A 16,834-nucleotide genomic window follows, 5' to 3' on the forward strand; every position below is an offset into this window, starting at 1 on the left:
ACTGGGCTTACCAAGCACTGACCAACTTGGTGGAAAAGTACGGCTGCGTGGCCGGCTATCCCAACGGGACCTACAAGGGTGGCCAGGCCATGACCCGCTACGAGGCAGCAGCCCTTTTGAATGCCTGCCTCGACCGTGTCACCGAAGTGACCGACGAACTGCAGAGGTTGATGGATGAATTCAAGAAGGAACTAACGGTGCTGAAGGGCCGCGTCGACGGACTTGAGGCCAAGGTGGGCACATTGGAGGCCCAGCAGTTTTCCACCACCACCAAGCTCAAGGGCGAGGTGAACTTCATCCTGGGAGGAGTACCCGACTACAACTCGGACACGAAGGTGGGAACTCCTCCCGTTGCTGTTGGCAGGCAGGATCGCGCCACCTTCAATTATGATCTGCGCCTGAATCTGGACACCAGCTTCACCGGCAAGGACCTGCTCCGAACCCGCCTGCGCTCTGGGAATTTCACGGCCTTCAGCCCCTTCAACGCTGGAGACAGTCTGTTCAAGTTGGACAAGGCCTCCAGCACTAATGCGGGAGCATCAGGCGTTGGTGGCATCGATACGTTGTCGATCGATCGCCTCTATTACCAGTTCCCGGTGGGCAAGCAATTCACGCTTACCGCCGGTGCCCTGGTGCGCAACACTGAAATTCTCGCCTTCATCCCCACCGCCTACCGCTCCCAGCTGCTCGATTTCTTTGCCGTGGCTGGCACCCCTGGTGCATACAACAAAGTGACCGGCCAGGGATTTGGCGCTGTTTGGAAGCAACAGGTAGCGAAAGGGAAGGGCTTCTGGAACGCCTCGCTCAACTACATCGCCCAGGATGGTGAGATTTCAAACGAGGGCATCTTCGACAGCGATGGCAGCCTCAACACCACGGCCCAGATCGGCTATAAGGCCCCCAACTGGGGAGCAGCCATCGCTTACCGCAACGGCACCACCGGCACCCGCACCGTCAATGCCAACGGCACAGCAAACAGCAACCTGAGCTCTGGCCAGAGCTCCAACAGCTTCTCCGTAGCTGGCTACTGGCAGCCCCTTGAAAGCGGCATCATTCCCTCGATCAGCGCTGGTTATGGCTTCACTGATATATCCGGGGGCGTAGCTGGAGCCGCCGATTCCCAGTCCTGGTACGTCGGCTTGCAGTGGGATGATGCCTTCGTTAGGGGCAACATCGCCGGTGTGGCAATTGGCCAGAACCCCAGTGCTGGAAGCGGTGTAGATGATCCCCTCTCTCTTGAGCTCTTCTACAAGTTCCAGGTAACTGACAACATCTCAATCACTCCAGGGCTCTTCTATATCACCAACAGTTCTAACCAGGTGAATGACAAAGATCTCTGGGGTGGAGTGATTCAAACCCAGTTCCGCTTCTGATCTAGAAGCAAATCCACCTTGGGCGTAGCAATAGTTACGTCCAAGGCTTGCATTGATCACAGGGGGCAGGCGTGAGCGTTCGTAGCCTGAGTGCATTGTCGACGCCAGATCCATTTCAAACGTGACTCACCCACCCAGCGCTAGCCGCCTAGGCTCACGCCCCTGGGGCCAACACCTTGGCTTTTGTGCCCTGGCCGCTACCACCCTTGCTGGTGCCATCGGGGTAGCGGGCATGGCCCAGAACCGCCCCCAGGAAGTGAATGTCTATTCCGGACGCCACTACAACACTGATAAACAGCTCTATAGCGAGTTCACCCGACGCACCGGCATCAAGGTGAACCTGCTGGAGGGTAAAGATGACGAGCTGATCCAGCGCCTGAAGAGCGAGGGCAACAACAGCAAAGCCGACTTGCTGGTACTGGTGGATGCGGCCCGAATTTACCGAGCCCAGGAGGCCAATCTGTTTAGGTCGATTCGCTCCGCTGAACTCAACAAGGACGTGCCGGCCAACCTGCGGGACCCCAAAGGCCAGTGGTTTGCCCTGACCCGCCGGGCCCGCCCCGTAATGGTCAACCCAGCAATCGTGAAGCCCGGCCTGATCCGCAGCTACTCCGACCTCAGCCGTCCGGAGCTCAAAGGCAAGCTCTGCCTACGCAACCGCGCCAGCGTCTACAACCAGTCGCTCACGGCCGATGAGCTGGTGCGGCGCGGCAAACCTGCCACCCAGCAATGGCTGCAGGGCATGCTCGCCAACACCAAAAGGCCCTTCTTTACCTCAGACACCCCCATGCTGCGGGCCGTGGGACAGGGAGAATGCGGCGCTGCTGTAGCCAATCAGTACTACCTAGCGCGCATGCTGCAAGACAAGAACAGCACTGAGCGCAGCACCGCTGCGAAGCTGAAAGTTGTGTGGCCCAACCCCACGCACGTCAATATTTCGGCCGGTGGCGTCACACGCAGCTCCCGCAACCCAGAGGGTGCGCAACGTCTGCTCGAGTTCCTGGTTTCACCCCAATCAGGAGAGGGCTACGCCGCCGCCAACAACGAATACCCCCTCAAGGGCTGGGGCAACAACCCGACCCTGAAGGCATTCGGCACTTTTAAGGCTTCACCGGTGTCCATGGAGCAGCTGGGCCGCCGCAACCGCGAAGCGGTGCAACTGATGACGCAGGCTGGCTGGGAGTAACGATTTGGCATCGCGTTGACGCCCTCCACGATCCAGTGCGCCCCAGGGCAGGGGCCGGGCCGCTCCAGCAGCCGGACCTGGCTCTTACTGGTTGTGATTTTGGCGAGTGGGCTCGCCCTATTGCCCCTGCTCACCCTGGTGAAAGACGTGTTGATCAACAGGGGCGAAAGCAGGCTGGAGCTGGGATTTGACGGTCTCAGACAGGTGCGGGGCACCTTGCTGCTGGTTGCAGGGGAGGGTCTCTTAGGTGCCGTTGTGGGAACTGCCATCGGCTGGCTCACCGCGGTTTGCCGCTTCCCAGGCCGCCGCTGGCTGCGCATCGCCCAACTGGTGCCAATGGCCTTCCCTGCCTACCTGCTGGCCGCCAGCCTGATCGACTGGGGCAGCTATCGGGGCCTGCGCATCCATGGCCTGGGCTGGGCCATCGTGCTGCTCACCCTGGCTAACTACAGCTATGTATTTCTGCTGAGCACCGAGAGCTTCTCTGTTAGTGGCAGGCGGCTACTGGAAGCCAGCCGCAGCCTTGGCGTGGGCCCCTGGAGAAGTTTTTTTCGCGTCGCCCTGCCAATTGCCCTGCCCTCGATCGGCGCCGGCATTGCCCTCAGCGCCATGGAGGTGGTGAACGATCTCGGCGCCGTGCGGCTGCTTGGCGTGCCCAGCCTCTCGGCCGGCATCCTCGATCGCTGGCAGGTGGATGGCGATCCCCAGGGTGCGGCGTTGCTATCACTGGTGGCTCTGGCGATCGTGGCGGTTTTAATCGCCAGCGAACGTCAATTGCGCCAACGCAGTCGGCGCTGGAACCTGGAAGGCGGAACGGGCAGCGCCCATGTTTGGCATTTGGCGGGCTGGCGCGCCGCCCTAGCCCAATTGTTCTGTGTGCTGCCACCCCTTATCGCTGTGGCCATTCCCGCCCTCTGGATTCAGCAGGGCTGGCAAGGGCTGCAGAGCGAATCGTTCGCAGAACTGGGCCAGCTCGCAAGCCGCAGCCTCGGTCTGGCCCTGATTGCCACTGCGGTGACCTGCCTGGGTTCGCTGCTGCTGGCCATCTGCCGGCGCTGGAGCCCCCAGCCGCTGGTGCAACAGCTCAGCTTTATCGCCGGCTTGGGATACGCCATTCCCGGCAGTGTGCTGGCCCTGGGGCTGATCATGCTGGGCGGCCCCCTCGGCTTCAGCTCCGTGCTGCTGTTGCTCTGGGGCTACGGCGACCGCTTCATCGCTGTTTCAAAGCAGGGGCTTGATGCTGCGCTTGAGCGCATACCCCCAAGCATCGACGAAACGGCGACCAGCCTGGGCTGCGACTGGCTGGCGGTATTGCGGCGGATTCACCTGCCCCTGCTGCGGGGGCCACTGCTGGTGGGATCACTGCTGGTGTTTGTAGATGTGGTTAAAGAACTGCCAATCACCCTGGCCCTGCGGCCCTTCGATTTCGACACCCTGGCGGTGCGTGTATTCCAATACGCCAGTGACGAAAGGGTGGGTGCCGCAATGGCACCCGCCGTAATGATCATGGCGTTTGGCTTGCTAGCGGCACTTGCCCTAGTGCCCACCCTGGAGCAGCGCGACTAAATCAGGCAGCAGCCAAAGGGGCGGAATCAACTAGTTCCGGTGCCAGGCGCATGCCGACCTCGCCAATGGGAGCCTCGAGCAGCTGGGCCTGGCGAATCCGTGAAATCAGCCGAGTGGTGGTAACCCGGGTGGTGCCGATCAATTCACCGATCCGTTCATGGGTGAGACGAAACGGCAGATCACACCAGCTACCGCAGCGACGACCGAGTCGGCGCACCAGCAGACCAAACAATGCATGTAGCCGCTGATCAGCGCTGCCTAAGTGACGGATGCGCAGTAGCTGCAAGGTCCATTCATTGACGGCATCAAAGCCATCGCCCTGTCGGAGCGTGGCGTCACTGCGGAAACTCAAAGGCGTGAGCGCCTCAACGCAGACGCCCTCACTGCAGAGGCGCTCGGTGCACAGCTGATCCCCCGCCTGCAGGAAAGCCAAGGTCATCCCCTCAGTTTCCTCGCAGGGGCAATAAACGCGAGCCACCCCGTCCAGCACCTCAATGCAGCTGCCAGAGGGGAGCAGGGCGGGGTTTAGCAGCACGGTTTGCCCAACCGGCATGCGCACGGCGGCGAGGGAATCGGCTGGCAGAAAGCGAAAACTCATAGCCGCGGCAAGGCTTATTGCGAATGACTCGCAACCTAAACAAGAACGCCGCCTTTTGCAAGCGATTCTCAATAACAACAAGCAATTGCAAGTGAGCCGAGCGCGCGCTCCAGGCCAGCACACTTGCAATTGCGCTTTTTGTCTACTTATTCACCGATGGCATCCCGTAGCGCATGCAAAGTCAGCATTTGTAGCTATGGGCAACAACTTGCGGCCAAAATCCTCGGCCATAGGCATCCTGGAACTGCTTCCCACCGACGTTGGGGATTTTCCCTTCATGTTGAACCGCAACCCCATGTGCAGCCGCATCGGCCTGCTGGCCGCTGCCGCGAGCCTGCTGGCGGCAGCTCCAGCCCTGGCCCAATCAGAAACCCTCTACAAACTCGACACCAAGTGCAGCATCAAAGGCGGTGAACCGCAGGCCTGCGTGGTGGAAGCAGTAAACGAGGGCAATGCAACCCTCTACCGGCACAGCATCGGCAAAAAGGTCGAAACGATTCGAATAACCGATAGCCCAGTGCGCATGAGTGTCTGGGTTGACAGCACCAAAACCTGGAAAAACCTCGACTCAGCAGCGGCCCGCTTCTCTACGAACACGATCTGCTTTAACGGGCGTGACCTGTGCGTGATCAACCCCAATTACCTCAACAGTGTTAAGGAAGATCGCCCTGACTCAACGGCAGGCCGCGACCTGATCAAGGTCCAGTTCGGCGCTGATGGCCGCATAGATCTCACCTGCTACGACGACGGCTGCAAGGGGGTGGGCAAATGACCCGTGCTCTGAACACACCGTGGAGCGGCCTCGGACTGGCGCTGGCGGGAGTGTTGGCCCTACCGATCGGCACAGCGTTTGCCTTCGATCGGCCCATGCTGAATAACGCCATGCCGGATAGCGGCACAGCCCAACTGCTTGCCCGCGGAGGTGGTGGAGGATCCCGTGGCGGCGGCGGTGGTGGTGGCGGATCCCGAGGCGGGTCCCTTGGCGGTGGCGGTGGTGGCTCCCGTGGAGGTGGCAGTGGCATGCGCGCCGGTGGCAACAGCGGCTTCAGCAATGCCGGAGCGGGCCTTAACCGCGGTTCGACCAAACCAGCAGGTGGCTGGAGCAACAACGCAAGAGTTGGTGCTGGCGCAGGTGGGGCCGGGGGACCTTCCTTGAACCGACCAGCGGCCGTTAACCGACCGGCGGCAGGCACACGTCAGCTACCAGGTGCTGGCCAGGGAGGTGACCGGATGGCCAACCGCGATGGCAATCGCAACCTCAACCGCGATGTAAACCGGAATGTAAACCGGAACGTAAACCGGGATGTAAATCGCAACTGGAACCGCAACGTCAATATCAATAATGTCAACGTTCGTCCCGGCTGGGCAAGGCCCGGATGGGGAGTGGCGCGGCCCTGGAACTACGGCTGGTACGGCGGCTGGTCCACCCCAACTTGGGGCTGGTGGGGTGCTCGGGCAGCGGCCTGGGGCGTGGCAACTCTCGCCACTGCAGCAGTTATCAACAACGCCGTTGACAATGCTGTCAGCAGCAATACCACCTACATCGTGGTACCCAACACAAACTACCAATTGCTATACGGAACTGTTCAACCATCCGGCAGCAATTCAGTTAGCTTTGTAATGCAGGCCAATGGCAGCAACTACCAACTGACTGCCAACTGCAACCAGGGCACAATCAACGGTCAAGAGCCCAGCAACGCCGAAGAAGCCGAACTGCTAAATGCTGCCTGCCAAGTGGCATACGGATCGGTTTAAGCGGCTAACAAACCATGGATCTGTCGCCCTAGCAGCGGCAGATCCAATTATTTTGATGGCAAAAATGCAAGCCATGCACCGGGCCAGATCGATACCCATCTTGATAGGCCTCACCCTGGTCGGTGGCCTAACAAGTGAACTACGTGCACAGCCGTCTGATCCCGCTGCCTCCAGCAACCAGCCAGCGCAACCCGCCTCCCCTTGGGCGAGCACCATCGAGCTATATGGCTTTGCGCCGATCAGCACTACTGGAACAACTACTGTCTCAAATGGGACAAGAAACTTCAGTGCCGACACCGATCTAAATCTTGGTGATGTTCTTTCAAAACTGAAGTGGGCCACTTCCCTACGCGGCAGCATCGAAAAGGATCGCCTTGGTCTTTTGGTCGATCTGGATTACGTCAAACTTGGGCAATACGAATCAACGACCGGCCGGCGTGGAATCTTCACGGGGAGCGCTGAAGTCACAGCTACTCAGGGTATTTACGACCTTGCCCTGCGCTATCGCTTTGGGGATCGAGAAGCTGCGGTGGGCAAGCCGGGGCAATTCAGCCTAATCCCCTATGCCGGCATACGCATAATCGATGCCCAGTTGGATGTGGCAGCCCAGATTCAAGGCAGTGGAGGTCGAGTCAGTTTCCAACAACAAGGCAACTTTGGACGCACCTGGGTTCAACCTCTTTTGGGAACCCAGGCTACGATTTTCATGTCTCCCCGCTTACGCGCGTTTGCCCGCGCCGACATCGGTGGCTTTGGGCTAAGTGGATCAGAAGATCTTTCCGGAAACGCCCAAGTTGGCCTTGGCTATGCAGTGGGCAACAACACAGATCTAAATATTTCCTGGCGGTATGCGGGGATCAACTACAATACTGGCGACATTCCCGATAGTGGCTACAGCAGCTATCGAAATGGCTTTGAAATTGGCCTGAAATTCTTCTTCTAATTCAATGAAACGCCGTTCTAATTTTCTCACAGACTTCAAGGACTTCGTCAACAAAGGCAATGTTGTAGATCTCGCTGTTGCCGTAGTTATCGGTGGAGCTTTTGGCAAAGTAGTCGATGCGGTCGTCAGCCTTGTGATGACCTCACTGCTTGCTCCTGCCTTGAAAGCTGCCAATGTATCGGCTATCAGCGCTTGGCCAGCAGGAGCTGTGATAGTGGCGCTGATCAATTTCATCGTGATCGCCTTCGTGGTGTTCCTGATCGTGCGCGGCATTGAAGCCATGAAGCGTGGCGAACGACCGATCTCCGCTCCCGATCCCCAGGCTCAACTCGCTGCTGCCGCTACCCGCCTGGCAGAAGCTTTAGAGCGTCGCCAGCTCTGAGGGCCTCACCACACAGCGAAAACCCATATGGCCCGTGGAGGTATCAAGCCCCTGGGCCATGCGGGCTGCTGGTCGGTAACGACGGCAATAGCTAGGTGCACATAAATAAGAACCACCCTTAACCACTTTGCGTGGTTGCTCGCCGTGCTGGGAGTGGCTATCGATGCTTGCTTCACGCGCTTTGGCTTGGGCGGCATCGGCGCAACAGGCTCCCGTGCTCTGCTGGTGCTGGCCATACCAGCTATCGGTCCACTCCCACACATTGCCGATCATGTCGACTAACCCATAGCCGTTGGTAGGAAAAGCACCTACAGGGGAGGTGCGCTCGTAGCCATCTAAGCGACTGTTGTGGTGGGGGAAATCACCCTGAAAGGTATTAGCTAGGGGAACTCCACCGGGATAGAGCTCTTCACCCCAGGCAAACTCGGCATTGCACAGGCCGCCCCAAGCAGCCCGCTCCCATTCCTGCTCCGTAGGCAGCTGTTTGCCGCACCAGCTGGCGTAGGCAAAAACGTCGTCCCAGGCGACATGGACCACCGGATGCTGCTCGCGGCGCTTAATCGAGCTGCCCGGTCCCTCCGGATGACGCCAGTTTGCTCCGGCAAGATATTGCCACCAGCGGTAGTGGCTTCCAGGCCCCAGCGGGCCCGGAGGCGGAACAAAAACAATAGATGCCGGCGCCAATCGTTCCTGATTGGCGCCGGGATAGTGAGCGGGATTTGCTGGCTGCTCCGCCAGCGTGCGGTAGCCGGTGGACTTCACAAAGTTCCGAAACTGGGCGTTAGTTACGGGAGTGCGATCGATCCAGAATCCAGCCACCTCGACGTCATGGGCCGGAGCCTCCTCGGGGTAGTGGTGGTCTGACCCCATCCGGAAGCCGCCCGCCGGTATCCACACCATTCCAGGGAATGGGGGACGACCGGGGGATCGGGCGGTGCCGGCTGACATGGCGGCAGGATCAGGGTCCGCCGACAGTATTCACCATCTTCTCCATCACCTGCTGCAGCGAGAAGCTGGCAGCCTTTTGGCGAGGCGGGTATTCGGCGAAGGTGGCAAGGAACTGGGCTACGTAGGTCTGGGCTGGTACCAGAAGGAAAATGTGATCAAACATCCAGTCCCAATAGGTGTTTGATGTCACATCAGCGCGCTCATAGGGGTCGGTGAGCAGGTTGAAGATCTTGGGTACCCGCAGAGCCGTAAACGGTTCGGCCCAGATCTGGCAAGTGCCCTGGGAGCGCTGCTCCATGAACACAAACTTCCAGTTGTCGTAACGCAGGCCTGTGAGGTCGCCGTCGTCGGAGAAGTAGAAGAACTCCACCCGGGGACTCTTATCCGCCTGGCCGGTCCAGTAGTCGAGCATGTTGTAACCATCAAGGTGCACCTTGAAGGTCTTGCTACCGACCTGATAGCCCGCTTTTAGCTTCTCCTTGATATCAGGCTCACCGGCCGCGGCAAGGATAGTGGGCAGCCAGTCGAGGTGGCTACAGATACCCGAGAAGATTGTGCCTGGAGCGATGTGCCCCGGCCAGCGCACTAGGGCCGGCACCCGATAAGCCCCTTCCCAATTGGTGTTCTTCTCGCTGCGGAAGGGTGTCATGCCGGCATCAGGCCAGCTGTTCATGTGGGGACCGTTATCGGTGCCGTACATCACGATGGTGTCGTCGGTGACACCCAACTCGTCGAGCAGGTTGAGCATTTCACCAATGCACTCGTCGTGATAGATCATCACGTCGTGATACTCCGACTGCCAGCGACCGCTGCGGCCCACATCCTGGGCACGCGCATAGGTGCGGAAGTGCATGTGGGTGGTGTTGAACCAGACGAAGAAGGGCTCGCCAGAGGCAACGGCATCGCGAATGAAACGCTTTGCCTCAGCCATGAATTCATCATCGGCCGTCTCCATCCTCTTACGGGTTAGGGGGCCGGTGTTTTCAATCCGTTGGCTGCCATCACCATTTGCCCAGCAATGCAAAACACCGCGGGGGCCGAAGCGCTCCTTGAAGTTCGGGAAATCCTCAGGCTTGGGATAGTCGCGCAGCTCCGGCTCCTCCTCGGCGTTGAGGTGATAGAGGTTGCCGAAAAACTCGTCAAAACCATGCATGGTCGGCAGATGCTCATCGCGATCGCCGAAGTGGTTTTTGCCAAACTGGCCGGTGCGATAGCCCTGGGGCTTGAGCAGTTCAGCGATGGTGGGATCTTCCGCTTTAAAGCCAGCTTCAGCGCCAGGCAGCCCCACCTTGCTGAGACCGGTGCGGAAGACGCTCTGGCCGGAGATGAAAGCCGCACGACCAGCGGTGCAGCTCTGTTCGGCGTAGTAGTGGATGAAGCGACCACCCTCCTTGGCTACGCGGTCAATATTGGGGGTCTGATAGCCCATCAAGCCATCGCTGTAGCAACTCAGATTGCTTTGACCGATGTCGTCACCCCAGAGGATGAGAACGTTGGGTTTTCCGTTTGGCATGGGAAGCAAGAAGACGAATACGCCTGCTTAAAGGATGGATTGACTGCAGCACATCGCTGGAAAGCTATGCACTTCTTCACACCCAAATATTCAGGCCAGTATTTATTTGCGCAAATGCAAATATTGGCGTAAACGCAAAAAATCAATACCAGGGGCAAATCCGCCAGCTCGATTGCCATCCAACATATTTCAGGACTGAAGACTCCGCTGCCACCTCAGAAATGGAATCGATAGCAGCACAGTTATCAATAGATACACCAGAATTCCAAGTTTGACGGCTGGCATTTCCGGGGCATAAATGCCAGCCAGCAACAACGCAAGACCCGGGTTACGCATTGATGTTACTAATGCCAGGGTGACCCCCAGGCAGGGATCTCGGTTAGCGAGGCCATAGCCCAAAGCCAGGCTGATCAACACCAGAGCCGCCATAACCGGCAGGGCAATCAGATTGGCGCCCACATAGGTAACCAAAAGCGGCGCCGTTTTCCCGAGCACCACCAACACGAGCAGCAGCAGCAGCCCATTAGCGAGGCGATCGAGGGAGGGCTCTAGTCGGCTTGCCCAGCTGGGCGCAAAGCGCCTCACTAACAAGCCCAGCAACAGGGGGAGCAGCTGAACCAGAGCCACCTGCGCGGCTACATGGTGCGACTGAACCTGCCAACCCTCAACTCCAAAGATGCGGGTGAAGCCGCTCGCCAGCAGGGGAATGGTGATGATCGCCGCCAGTGCTGCGGCCACTTGGAGCAGGGCGGCCAGGATCCGATCCCCTCCTTGCTTGCCTGCCTTGCGCATCAGCAGGGGGGCACTAGGGCAAACAGCCATCAGGGCGATAGAAAATCGAGCCGGCTGGGAGAGGGCCATGGTGGGCGGCAGCAACAGCAACAGCGCAGCTGCCACAGGCACGAGCAGGCAGGTGCCGATGAGACCACGCAGCAGCAGACCCCGGTGCTGCTGCCAGCGACCTAAGCCATCGAGGGGCAAGCCCACCCCCAGGGCAAACATGATCGCGAACAGGGTGGCAGTAACCAACAGGGGCGGGGATTGAGCCATCGGAGCAAGGCGCGGAACAGCAGATCAAAAAGAGAAAGCGGGCTAGGGCCTAGCTGCCGGCTCGGGCAGCAATCAGCCCCAGCGCCAGCACACCGATCAAAGTGAGCATCACAGCTGTAGCGGCAGCTATTTGGGGCTTGTCTCGGTAGACGTAGTCGTCTTGATGGAGACGGCGCAGCTCTTTGCGGTATTGGACCGTGGCTCCCGCCATGGCGAGAATCCCGGTGATCGTGAAGGCCGCCGCCACTAGCTGCACTCCCCACTCCACCTGGGCACCTTGGCCACCGACAGCACGATCAATTGCTCCCACGATCTTGTCTAAGCCGAAGCCAAAGCTGATCAGCGAGAGACAGGTGCGGATCCAGGCCATGAGGGTGCGTTCGGCCGCATCCCGGTTGCGTTGCTTGGCCAGTTCGTTGGTGAGATTCATCGGCGCCCCTCCGGGCTCAGGGATTGATGGGATGCTTCAGCCTCCAAATCACGGGCCAAGAACACATTGAGCAAGGTGCGGATCACGGCCACCACGCCCAATTGCACCAGATGGGCGCCGGTGGGGGAAGTGGAGGTGGCCACGATGTCTGCCCCGAGCTGAAACTCCAGGGCCATCGCCAACCAGCTGCCGAAGGTGAGCCTCACCGCCTGAAAAGCAGTGGAGCCGCGCCGCCGGGCACGCCAGCCCTGCCAGGCTTGGCCCAGGGTGATCAACAAACCGAGCAGCACCGTGCCCAGGGAGAGGGCCTCAAGCACGCTGCGCAGGGCCATGGCCAACGTGGCTAGTCCCTGATCAAAAACAACCAACAAGCTGGGCTCGGAGCTAGGCATCGAAGGCAGCTGGCAAGCATGGATGCGTTCGCTTTCCCAAAGCTAAGGAGCACTGCCGCTGCCGTCAGCTGTGCCGACGCATTTGCAAAACGCTGCGCTTAGGGATTGCCTTTATGTGTATGCGGGACTACTCAGACGCCGCACAGCTGGGGCAGAGGGCCCGGACGTTGAGCACGCACTCAAGCAAGCGGAAGCCATAGGCGCCCGCGGCCTGCTCGCCAGCCTGGAGCACCGCTGAATTTTCAAATTCCTCAGTGCGGCCGCAACGCACACACACCAGATGGTGATGGTCGCGGTGGGCGTCACTGGCCAACTCAAAGCGGCGACCACCCTCTGGGAGCTCCAGCTCCTGCAGCAGCCCCATGGAGCTGAGCAGCCGCAAGGTGCGATACACGGTGGCGAGCGACACCCGCTCCTCGCTGCGCAGCAGGCGCTGGTGCACCTCTTCAGCGCCCAGGTGGCTGCCTTCACCAATGCGCTCAAACAGGGCCAACACCCGCTGGCGCTGGGGCGTCAGCCTCTGGCCGCGATCGTGCAGGCTGGAGCGCAGGCCATCTCCACCGGCGGGAAGGGTTGCAGCGGGGGGCTGGGCTCCAGGGCTGAGTCGGGCGGTCACAGCGTGATCCCAGTCTTCTCAACAATAGATGTAGTTGCGAAGAGGTGCCAAATCTGATCCTGACGCCCCACAAGGAATGACAGGTCGCAAGGGCTCAATAACACTGCAGGGAGTCGGCACCCCTGCCATGACCCACTCCCATCCGCGCCTGCTGGGTTACGCAATCGCCGCGGTGCTGGCCATCGGCGGCCCAGCCGCTGCCCTGGCAGCACCCGCCAACCCCACCCGGGCCTCCCTTCAAGGAGTCACCTTCACAGTGAGCAGCAAGGGGGAGGGCTCGGTGCGCCAACTCACCATCGCCACCAGCGGCACCCCCCAGGCCATTGCCCCGATTCGGCAGGAGATTCTCGGCAGCGTCAGCGGTGTGGAGGTGGCCGACCTCGATGCCAACGGACTGCCCGAGGTGTATGTGTTCATCACCAGTGCCGGCAGCGGCAGCTACGGCTCGGTGGAGGGTTGGGCCCTGAACAAGGGGCGGCGCTCACTCTCCACGATTCACATGCCGGAGCTCAGCGGGCAGGCGGCCCAGGGCTACCAGGGCCACGATGAATTCGCGGTGGTGGAGCTCACCCTGGCCCGCCGATTCCCGATTTACCGCCCCGGCGATAGCAATGCCAAGCCCACTGGAGGCACCCGGCAGATCAGCTACAAGCTCGTGCCGGGAGAGGCGAGCTGGCAGCTCAAGCCGATGCGGGTCGACACTTACTGAGATGTCGTGCCGGGGGTGGAGTCTGGGTAGGGGGATGTTCCGCGCCACCCTGCTGGGAGTGGTGCTCCTGCAGCCCCTGGGGGCCAACGCCAGGGGCGACAAGCTGCAGGAGGCCATCGCCGCCTTTGAGCAGCGGGGGTTCGTGATCCGCCGGGAGCATCCCCGCTGCGCCGAGCCCCAGCTCTTTGGGTTGTACGTGCGCGGCCGGCGCGAGGTAGTGGTCTGCCCCAGGGGTAACCAGCTGGAAACCCTGCTGCACGAGGGCTGGCATGCGGTGCAGTCGCTGTGCCTGCGCGGCACCCCCCTGCTGGGCAGCGATGCCCTGCTGCACCAGCTGGGGCGTCGGGATCGCCGCGAGCTGCAGCTGCTCTATCGGCCCGACCAATGGCCGCGGGAGGCGGAGGCACGCTTGATGGCCCGCGAACCCCTGGATCGGTACCTGCAGACCCTGGATCGCTCCTGCACCGCCGCCGCCCCCGAGGCGCCGAAGGCAAACTGAACCCATCTCCCCAGGCCGCGAGCTGCCATGCCCACCCAAGCCGCCGTCCAGGCCTATTACGGCCAGGAGCTCACCGGTACGGCCGACCTCAAAACCAGCGCCTGCTGCGATGCCGATGCGGTGCCGGACTGGCTGCGGCCGCTGCTGGCCCGGATCCACCCCGATGTGCTGGCGCGCTACTACGGCTGCGGCCTGGTGTGCCCGCCCCTGCTGGAGGGCTGCCGCATCCTCGATCTGGGCTGCGGCACGGGCCGGGACGTCTACGCCCTGGCCCAGCTGGTGGGGCCCAGCGGCTCGGTGGTGGGCGTCGACATGACGGCGGAGCAGCTGGCGGTGGCCCGCGAGCACCTGGCCTTCCATGCCGAGCAGTTCGGCTACGCCAACGTGTCGTTTCTGGAAGGCACGATCGAAGCCCTCGAGGCCCTGCCCCTGGAGCCCGGCAGTTTCGATGTGGTGGTGAGCAACTGCGTTCTCAACCTCTCCACCGACAAAGCGGCGGTGCTGCAGGGGGTGAAACGGCTGCTCAAGCCGGGCGGCGAGATGTACTTCTCCGATGTGTACGTCGATCGGCGCCTACCTGAAGCGGTGCGGCGCGATCCGGTGCTCTACGGCGAATGCCTGGGCGGAGCGCTCTACTGGAACGACTTCCTGCGCCTCGCCAAGGGCGCCGGCTTCCCCGACCCACGGCTGGTGAGCGACCGCGAGCTCCTGATCACGGAGCCAGCCCTGGCGCCGCTGGTGGGCGAGGCCCGCTTCTATGCCGCCACCTACCGCCTGTTCCACATCGCCGAGCTGGAAGATGCCTGCGAAGACCATGGCCAGGCCGTGATCTACCGCGGCACGATCCCCCACCACCCCCACCGCTTCGACCTCGATAGCCACCACGCCATCGAAACCGGGCGGGTGTTTCCGGTGTGCGGCAACAGCTTCCGCATGCTGCAGAACACGCGGTTTGCGCCCCATTTCGCCTTCATCGGCGACTTCAGCGGTCACTTCGGCCTGTTCCCCGGCTGTGGCAGCAGCCTGCCCTTCACGGCAAGCCCTGAGGGCAGCAGCAACAGCTCTGCCAGTCAGGCCAGCTGCTGCTGAACGCCAGCACTCCACCCCCCGCCTGCGCACCCACCGTCCTCCCTTGCCTGCAATCCGCGCTTGAACAACGCCCTGCTGCCACCGCTGTTTCAGGCACCGGAGCTGAAGCCACTGGTCGAGAGCGTCGACTTTGACGAGTGGCAGAACGTAGTCGGCAGCTCCCTGGGGGAGCACCGCAGCACGCTTCGCACGCCCGCCAAGCATGCCGCCACCAACTTGCTAGACGCCCTTCGCGAGTGGGAGCAGCGGAGCGCGCCCTGTCGTGGCGACAAACGGGAACGGATCACTACGGTTCGCCGGCGCACCTACGTGGCCGACGCCCGTCAATGGATGCGGCACCACCTCCATGAACCCTGCGGGGTTCTCCAGGTGGCAGCGGCAGTGGAAGTGTCGCCGCGCACCCTGCAATACGCCTTCCTGCAGGAGCTCGGCCATACACCGATGGCGGAGTTGAAGCGGCTGCGGCTCCGATATCTGCGGCAGCTGTTGCAGGACCCTGATCACCGCACCGTTTCCATCGCCGAGCTCATGGCGCAAACGGGCCTGCTGGCCAGTGGCAGCACTGCAGCGGACTACCGCCGCTACTGCGGTGAATCCCCCCGCGAAACGCGCCAACAGACCGGGCCGGGCTACCAGAACAGGTGATCGACCGCGCTGGGATGGATGGGTCTGGAGACATTGAAGCGTCGCCGCACCTCCCCCAGGGGAAGAGGAGCCAGGGCGAGATGGTCGGCCAGGGAAAAATCGGCTGAACAGGCGCTGCCCCGTCTGAGTTCCGACGCCAGCAGGTAGGCCGCCGAGGGGCTATCAAGGCTGGCCTCTTCCGGCTGGAGCGTGGGGTTTGCACTCACGAATCCGGCCTCATGGGTCACGAGGGAGGCGAGCAGGGCGCTTTCATTGATCGGGTTGTCGTCCATGGCCAGCTGGAAGGCGCTGAGCGCAATCTCCCCCGCACTGGTGGCCGCGATCCCCGCGATCACGTGCGTCATGTCGTGAGCCAGATAGAGGTGGTTGAGGGCGCAGGCCTCCTGGCCCGGCAGAGGGAAGCCGAAGCGCTCGTAATAGCCAAGCAACGCCCGACCCAAGCTGCCCTCCGGGAGCTGGGCAAAGCCCCCAATCCGGGCCACCAGCTCCGGTTCTGGCTGGTCAGCGGAAGCGAGCGGCTCCGCTAAACCCGGCTCACTGCGCAAGGGCAGAAAGGCGTTGAAGATCCTGCCCACATCCGCCGCCGCCTGGTCGACTCCCTGGAGCAACCAATCGCGGCTCACCTCTAGGGCGGCGCTGCTCACCCCCAGGGCCTCGGCATAGGCCTGGCCCAGCGCAAGCTGGGGATCCGTCTGGGGATGGCGGCAAAACTCAAGGGTCATCTGCAACAGATGGGCCACCCGCCGCGTGGGCGGATCGCCCAGCGCGGCCGCCAGCTCCTCGGGGCCCATGGGCTCCAGTGCTGCAATGCGCAGATCTGGTCGCCCCCAGAGGTGGGTGAGCAGCGCCTGCAGGAGGCGCTGCTGCTCCGGGGTGGGGCCACCGCTGCAGGAGATGGATCCAAGCAAGCCCCGGGCCACCGGTTCCACAAGGTGGTGATTGAGGATCAGACCCATCCCACCAGCTTTACAGCCCAAGGCCGCTCGTTCAATTCAGGCCCTGCTTGAACTCCGTGATCTTGCCTTTGCCATTGACGTTGCAATAGCCAGTGACTTTCTTGCCTCGGATTTCCCAGTTGAAACTGAGACCCATTTTCTTGACATCAGCCAGTGAAATACTCGGGCTCTGTTGTCGCTGTTC

Annotated in this window: 19 protein-coding genes; 11 read left to right on the top strand and 8 right to left on the bottom strand. The window is 61.4% G+C overall.

The features are described 5' to 3' along the window. The 3 genes from KBY74_RS09670 to KBY74_RS09680 form a co-directional block, all read left to right on the top strand. Nucleotides 1-1,373 (top strand): iron uptake porin (locus KBY74_RS09670; protein WP_254942516.1); only part of this gene is annotated, 1,373 nt, incomplete at its 5' end. A gap of 232 nt (nucleotides 1,374-1,605) precedes the next feature. Next, on the top strand, nucleotides 1,606-2,559 hold the full coding sequence (locus KBY74_RS09675; RefSeq protein WP_254942517.1) for an extracellular solute-binding protein: 954 nt from the start codon (nucleotides 1,606-1,608) through the stop codon (nucleotides 2,557-2,559). Nucleotides 2,560-2,679: 120 nt separating this feature from the next. Beyond that, nucleotides 2,680-4,125, top strand: coding sequence for an iron ABC transporter permease (locus tag KBY74_RS09680; protein WP_254942518.1), 1,446 nt, complete (start codon nucleotides 2,680-2,682; stop codon nucleotides 4,123-4,125). A 1-nt stretch (nucleotide 4,126) separates the two neighbouring features. Here KBY74_RS09680 and KBY74_RS09685 read toward each other — a convergent pair whose 3' ends face one another. Beyond that, nucleotides 4,127-4,723, bottom strand: a complete 597-nt coding sequence (locus KBY74_RS09685) for a Crp/Fnr family transcriptional regulator (protein WP_254942519.1) — start codon at nucleotides 4,721-4,723, stop codon at nucleotides 4,127-4,129. A gap of 196 nt (nucleotides 4,724-4,919) precedes the next feature. Between KBY74_RS09685 and KBY74_RS09690 the strand changes: the two genes are divergently transcribed. The 4 genes from KBY74_RS09690 to mscL are packed head-to-tail and all read left to right on the top strand — an operon-like array spanning nucleotide 4,920 to nucleotide 7,803. Continuing rightward, on the top strand, nucleotides 4,920-5,495 hold the full coding sequence (locus KBY74_RS09690; RefSeq protein ID WP_254942520.1) for a hypothetical protein: 576 nt from the start codon (nucleotides 4,920-4,922) through the stop codon (nucleotides 5,493-5,495). After that, on the top strand, nucleotides 5,492-6,478 hold the full coding sequence (locus KBY74_RS09695) for a hypothetical protein (protein ID WP_254942521.1): 987 nt from the start codon (nucleotides 5,492-5,494) through the stop codon (nucleotides 6,476-6,478). Before KBY74_RS09690 ends, KBY74_RS09695 begins: the two co-directional genes overlap by 4 nt. Further along, nucleotides 6,444-7,421: a hypothetical protein gene (locus KBY74_RS09700; RefSeq protein WP_254942522.1), complete on the top strand. Its 978-nt coding sequence runs from the start codon at nucleotides 6,444-6,446 to the stop codon at nucleotides 7,419-7,421. Before KBY74_RS09695 ends, KBY74_RS09700 begins: the two co-directional genes overlap by 35 nt. A 4-nt stretch (nucleotides 7,422-7,425) precedes the next feature. Continuing rightward, the gene (gene mscL, locus KBY74_RS09705; protein ID WP_254942523.1) at nucleotides 7,426-7,803 is read left to right on the top strand and encodes a large conductance mechanosensitive channel protein MscL; all 378 of its coding nucleotides are present in this window, start codon (nucleotides 7,426-7,428) and stop codon (nucleotides 7,801-7,803) included. Here mscL and KBY74_RS09710 read toward each other — a convergent pair. From KBY74_RS09710 to KBY74_RS09735, 6 genes are all read right to left on the bottom strand, one after another. Continuing rightward, nucleotides 7,783-8,751 carry a formylglycine-generating enzyme family protein gene (locus tag KBY74_RS09710; RefSeq protein ID WP_254942524.1) on the bottom strand — a complete coding sequence of 323 codons (969 nt, stop codon included), beginning with the start codon at nucleotides 8,749-8,751 and terminating at the stop codon, nucleotides 7,783-7,785. The genes mscL and KBY74_RS09710 overlap by 21 nt on opposite strands. A gap of 10 nt (nucleotides 8,752-8,761) precedes the next feature. Then, the gene (locus KBY74_RS09715; RefSeq protein ID WP_254942525.1) at nucleotides 8,762-10,264 is read right to left on the bottom strand and encodes an arylsulfatase; all 1,503 of its coding nucleotides are present in this window, start codon (nucleotides 10,262-10,264) and stop codon (nucleotides 8,762-8,764) included. A 189-nt stretch (nucleotides 10,265-10,453) separates the two neighbouring features. After that, nucleotides 10,454-11,314: a bile acid:sodium symporter gene (locus KBY74_RS09720; RefSeq protein ID WP_254942526.1), complete on the bottom strand. Its 861-nt coding sequence runs from the start codon at nucleotides 11,312-11,314 to the stop codon at nucleotides 10,454-10,456. 49 nt (nucleotides 11,315-11,363) lie between these two features. Continuing rightward, nucleotides 11,364-11,744, bottom strand: coding sequence for a YidH family protein (locus tag KBY74_RS09725; protein ID WP_254942527.1), 381 nt, complete (start codon nucleotides 11,742-11,744; stop codon nucleotides 11,364-11,366). Continuing rightward, nucleotides 11,741-12,136 carry a DUF1622 domain-containing protein gene (locus tag KBY74_RS09730; protein ID WP_254942528.1) on the bottom strand — a complete coding sequence of 132 codons (396 nt, stop codon included), beginning with the start codon at nucleotides 12,134-12,136 and terminating at the stop codon, nucleotides 11,741-11,743. Before KBY74_RS09730 ends, KBY74_RS09725 begins: the two co-directional genes overlap by 4 nt. A 127-nt stretch (nucleotides 12,137-12,263) precedes the next feature. Continuing rightward, complete coding sequence (locus tag KBY74_RS09735) at nucleotides 12,264-12,752, bottom strand: Fur family transcriptional regulator (protein WP_396111536.1); 489 nt, start codon at nucleotides 12,750-12,752, stop codon at nucleotides 12,264-12,266. Nucleotides 12,753-12,879: 127 nt separating this feature from the next. On the opposite strand from KBY74_RS09735, the gene KBY74_RS09740 reads away from it, so the two are divergent. The 4 genes from KBY74_RS09740 to KBY74_RS09755 are packed head-to-tail and all read left to right on the top strand — an operon-like array spanning nucleotide 12,880 to nucleotide 15,694. Further along, a complete protein-coding gene (locus KBY74_RS09740; protein WP_254942529.1) occupies nucleotides 12,880-13,461 on the top strand; it encodes a hypothetical protein in 582 nt (193 codons plus the stop codon). 1 nt (nucleotide 13,462) lies between these two features. Then, nucleotides 13,463-13,960: a hypothetical protein gene (locus tag KBY74_RS09745; protein WP_254942530.1), complete on the top strand. Its 498-nt coding sequence runs from the start codon at nucleotides 13,463-13,465 to the stop codon at nucleotides 13,958-13,960. 27 nt (nucleotides 13,961-13,987) lie between these two features. Next, a complete protein-coding gene (locus tag KBY74_RS09750; RefSeq protein ID WP_254942531.1) occupies nucleotides 13,988-15,049 on the top strand; it encodes a methyltransferase domain-containing protein in 1,062 nt (353 codons plus the stop codon). 60 nt (nucleotides 15,050-15,109) lie between these two features. Continuing rightward, nucleotides 15,110-15,694 carry a helix-turn-helix domain-containing protein gene (locus KBY74_RS09755; protein WP_254942532.1) on the top strand — a complete coding sequence of 195 codons (585 nt, stop codon included), beginning with the start codon at nucleotides 15,110-15,112 and terminating at the stop codon, nucleotides 15,692-15,694. Here KBY74_RS09755 and KBY74_RS09760 read toward each other — a convergent pair. Next, a complete protein-coding gene (locus KBY74_RS09760) occupies nucleotides 15,679-16,650 on the bottom strand; it encodes a hypothetical protein (RefSeq protein WP_254942533.1) in 972 nt (323 codons plus the stop codon). The two genes, KBY74_RS09755 and KBY74_RS09760, sit on opposite strands and share 16 nt — an antisense overlap. Between the last annotated feature and the right edge of the window lie 184 nt (nucleotides 16,651-16,834).

Origin of the sequence: Cyanobium sp. A1C-AMD (assembly GCF_024346495.1) — a bacterium.
Lineage (GTDB): Bacteria > Cyanobacteriota > Cyanobacteriia > PCC-6307 > Cyanobiaceae > Cyanobium_A > Cyanobium_A usitatum.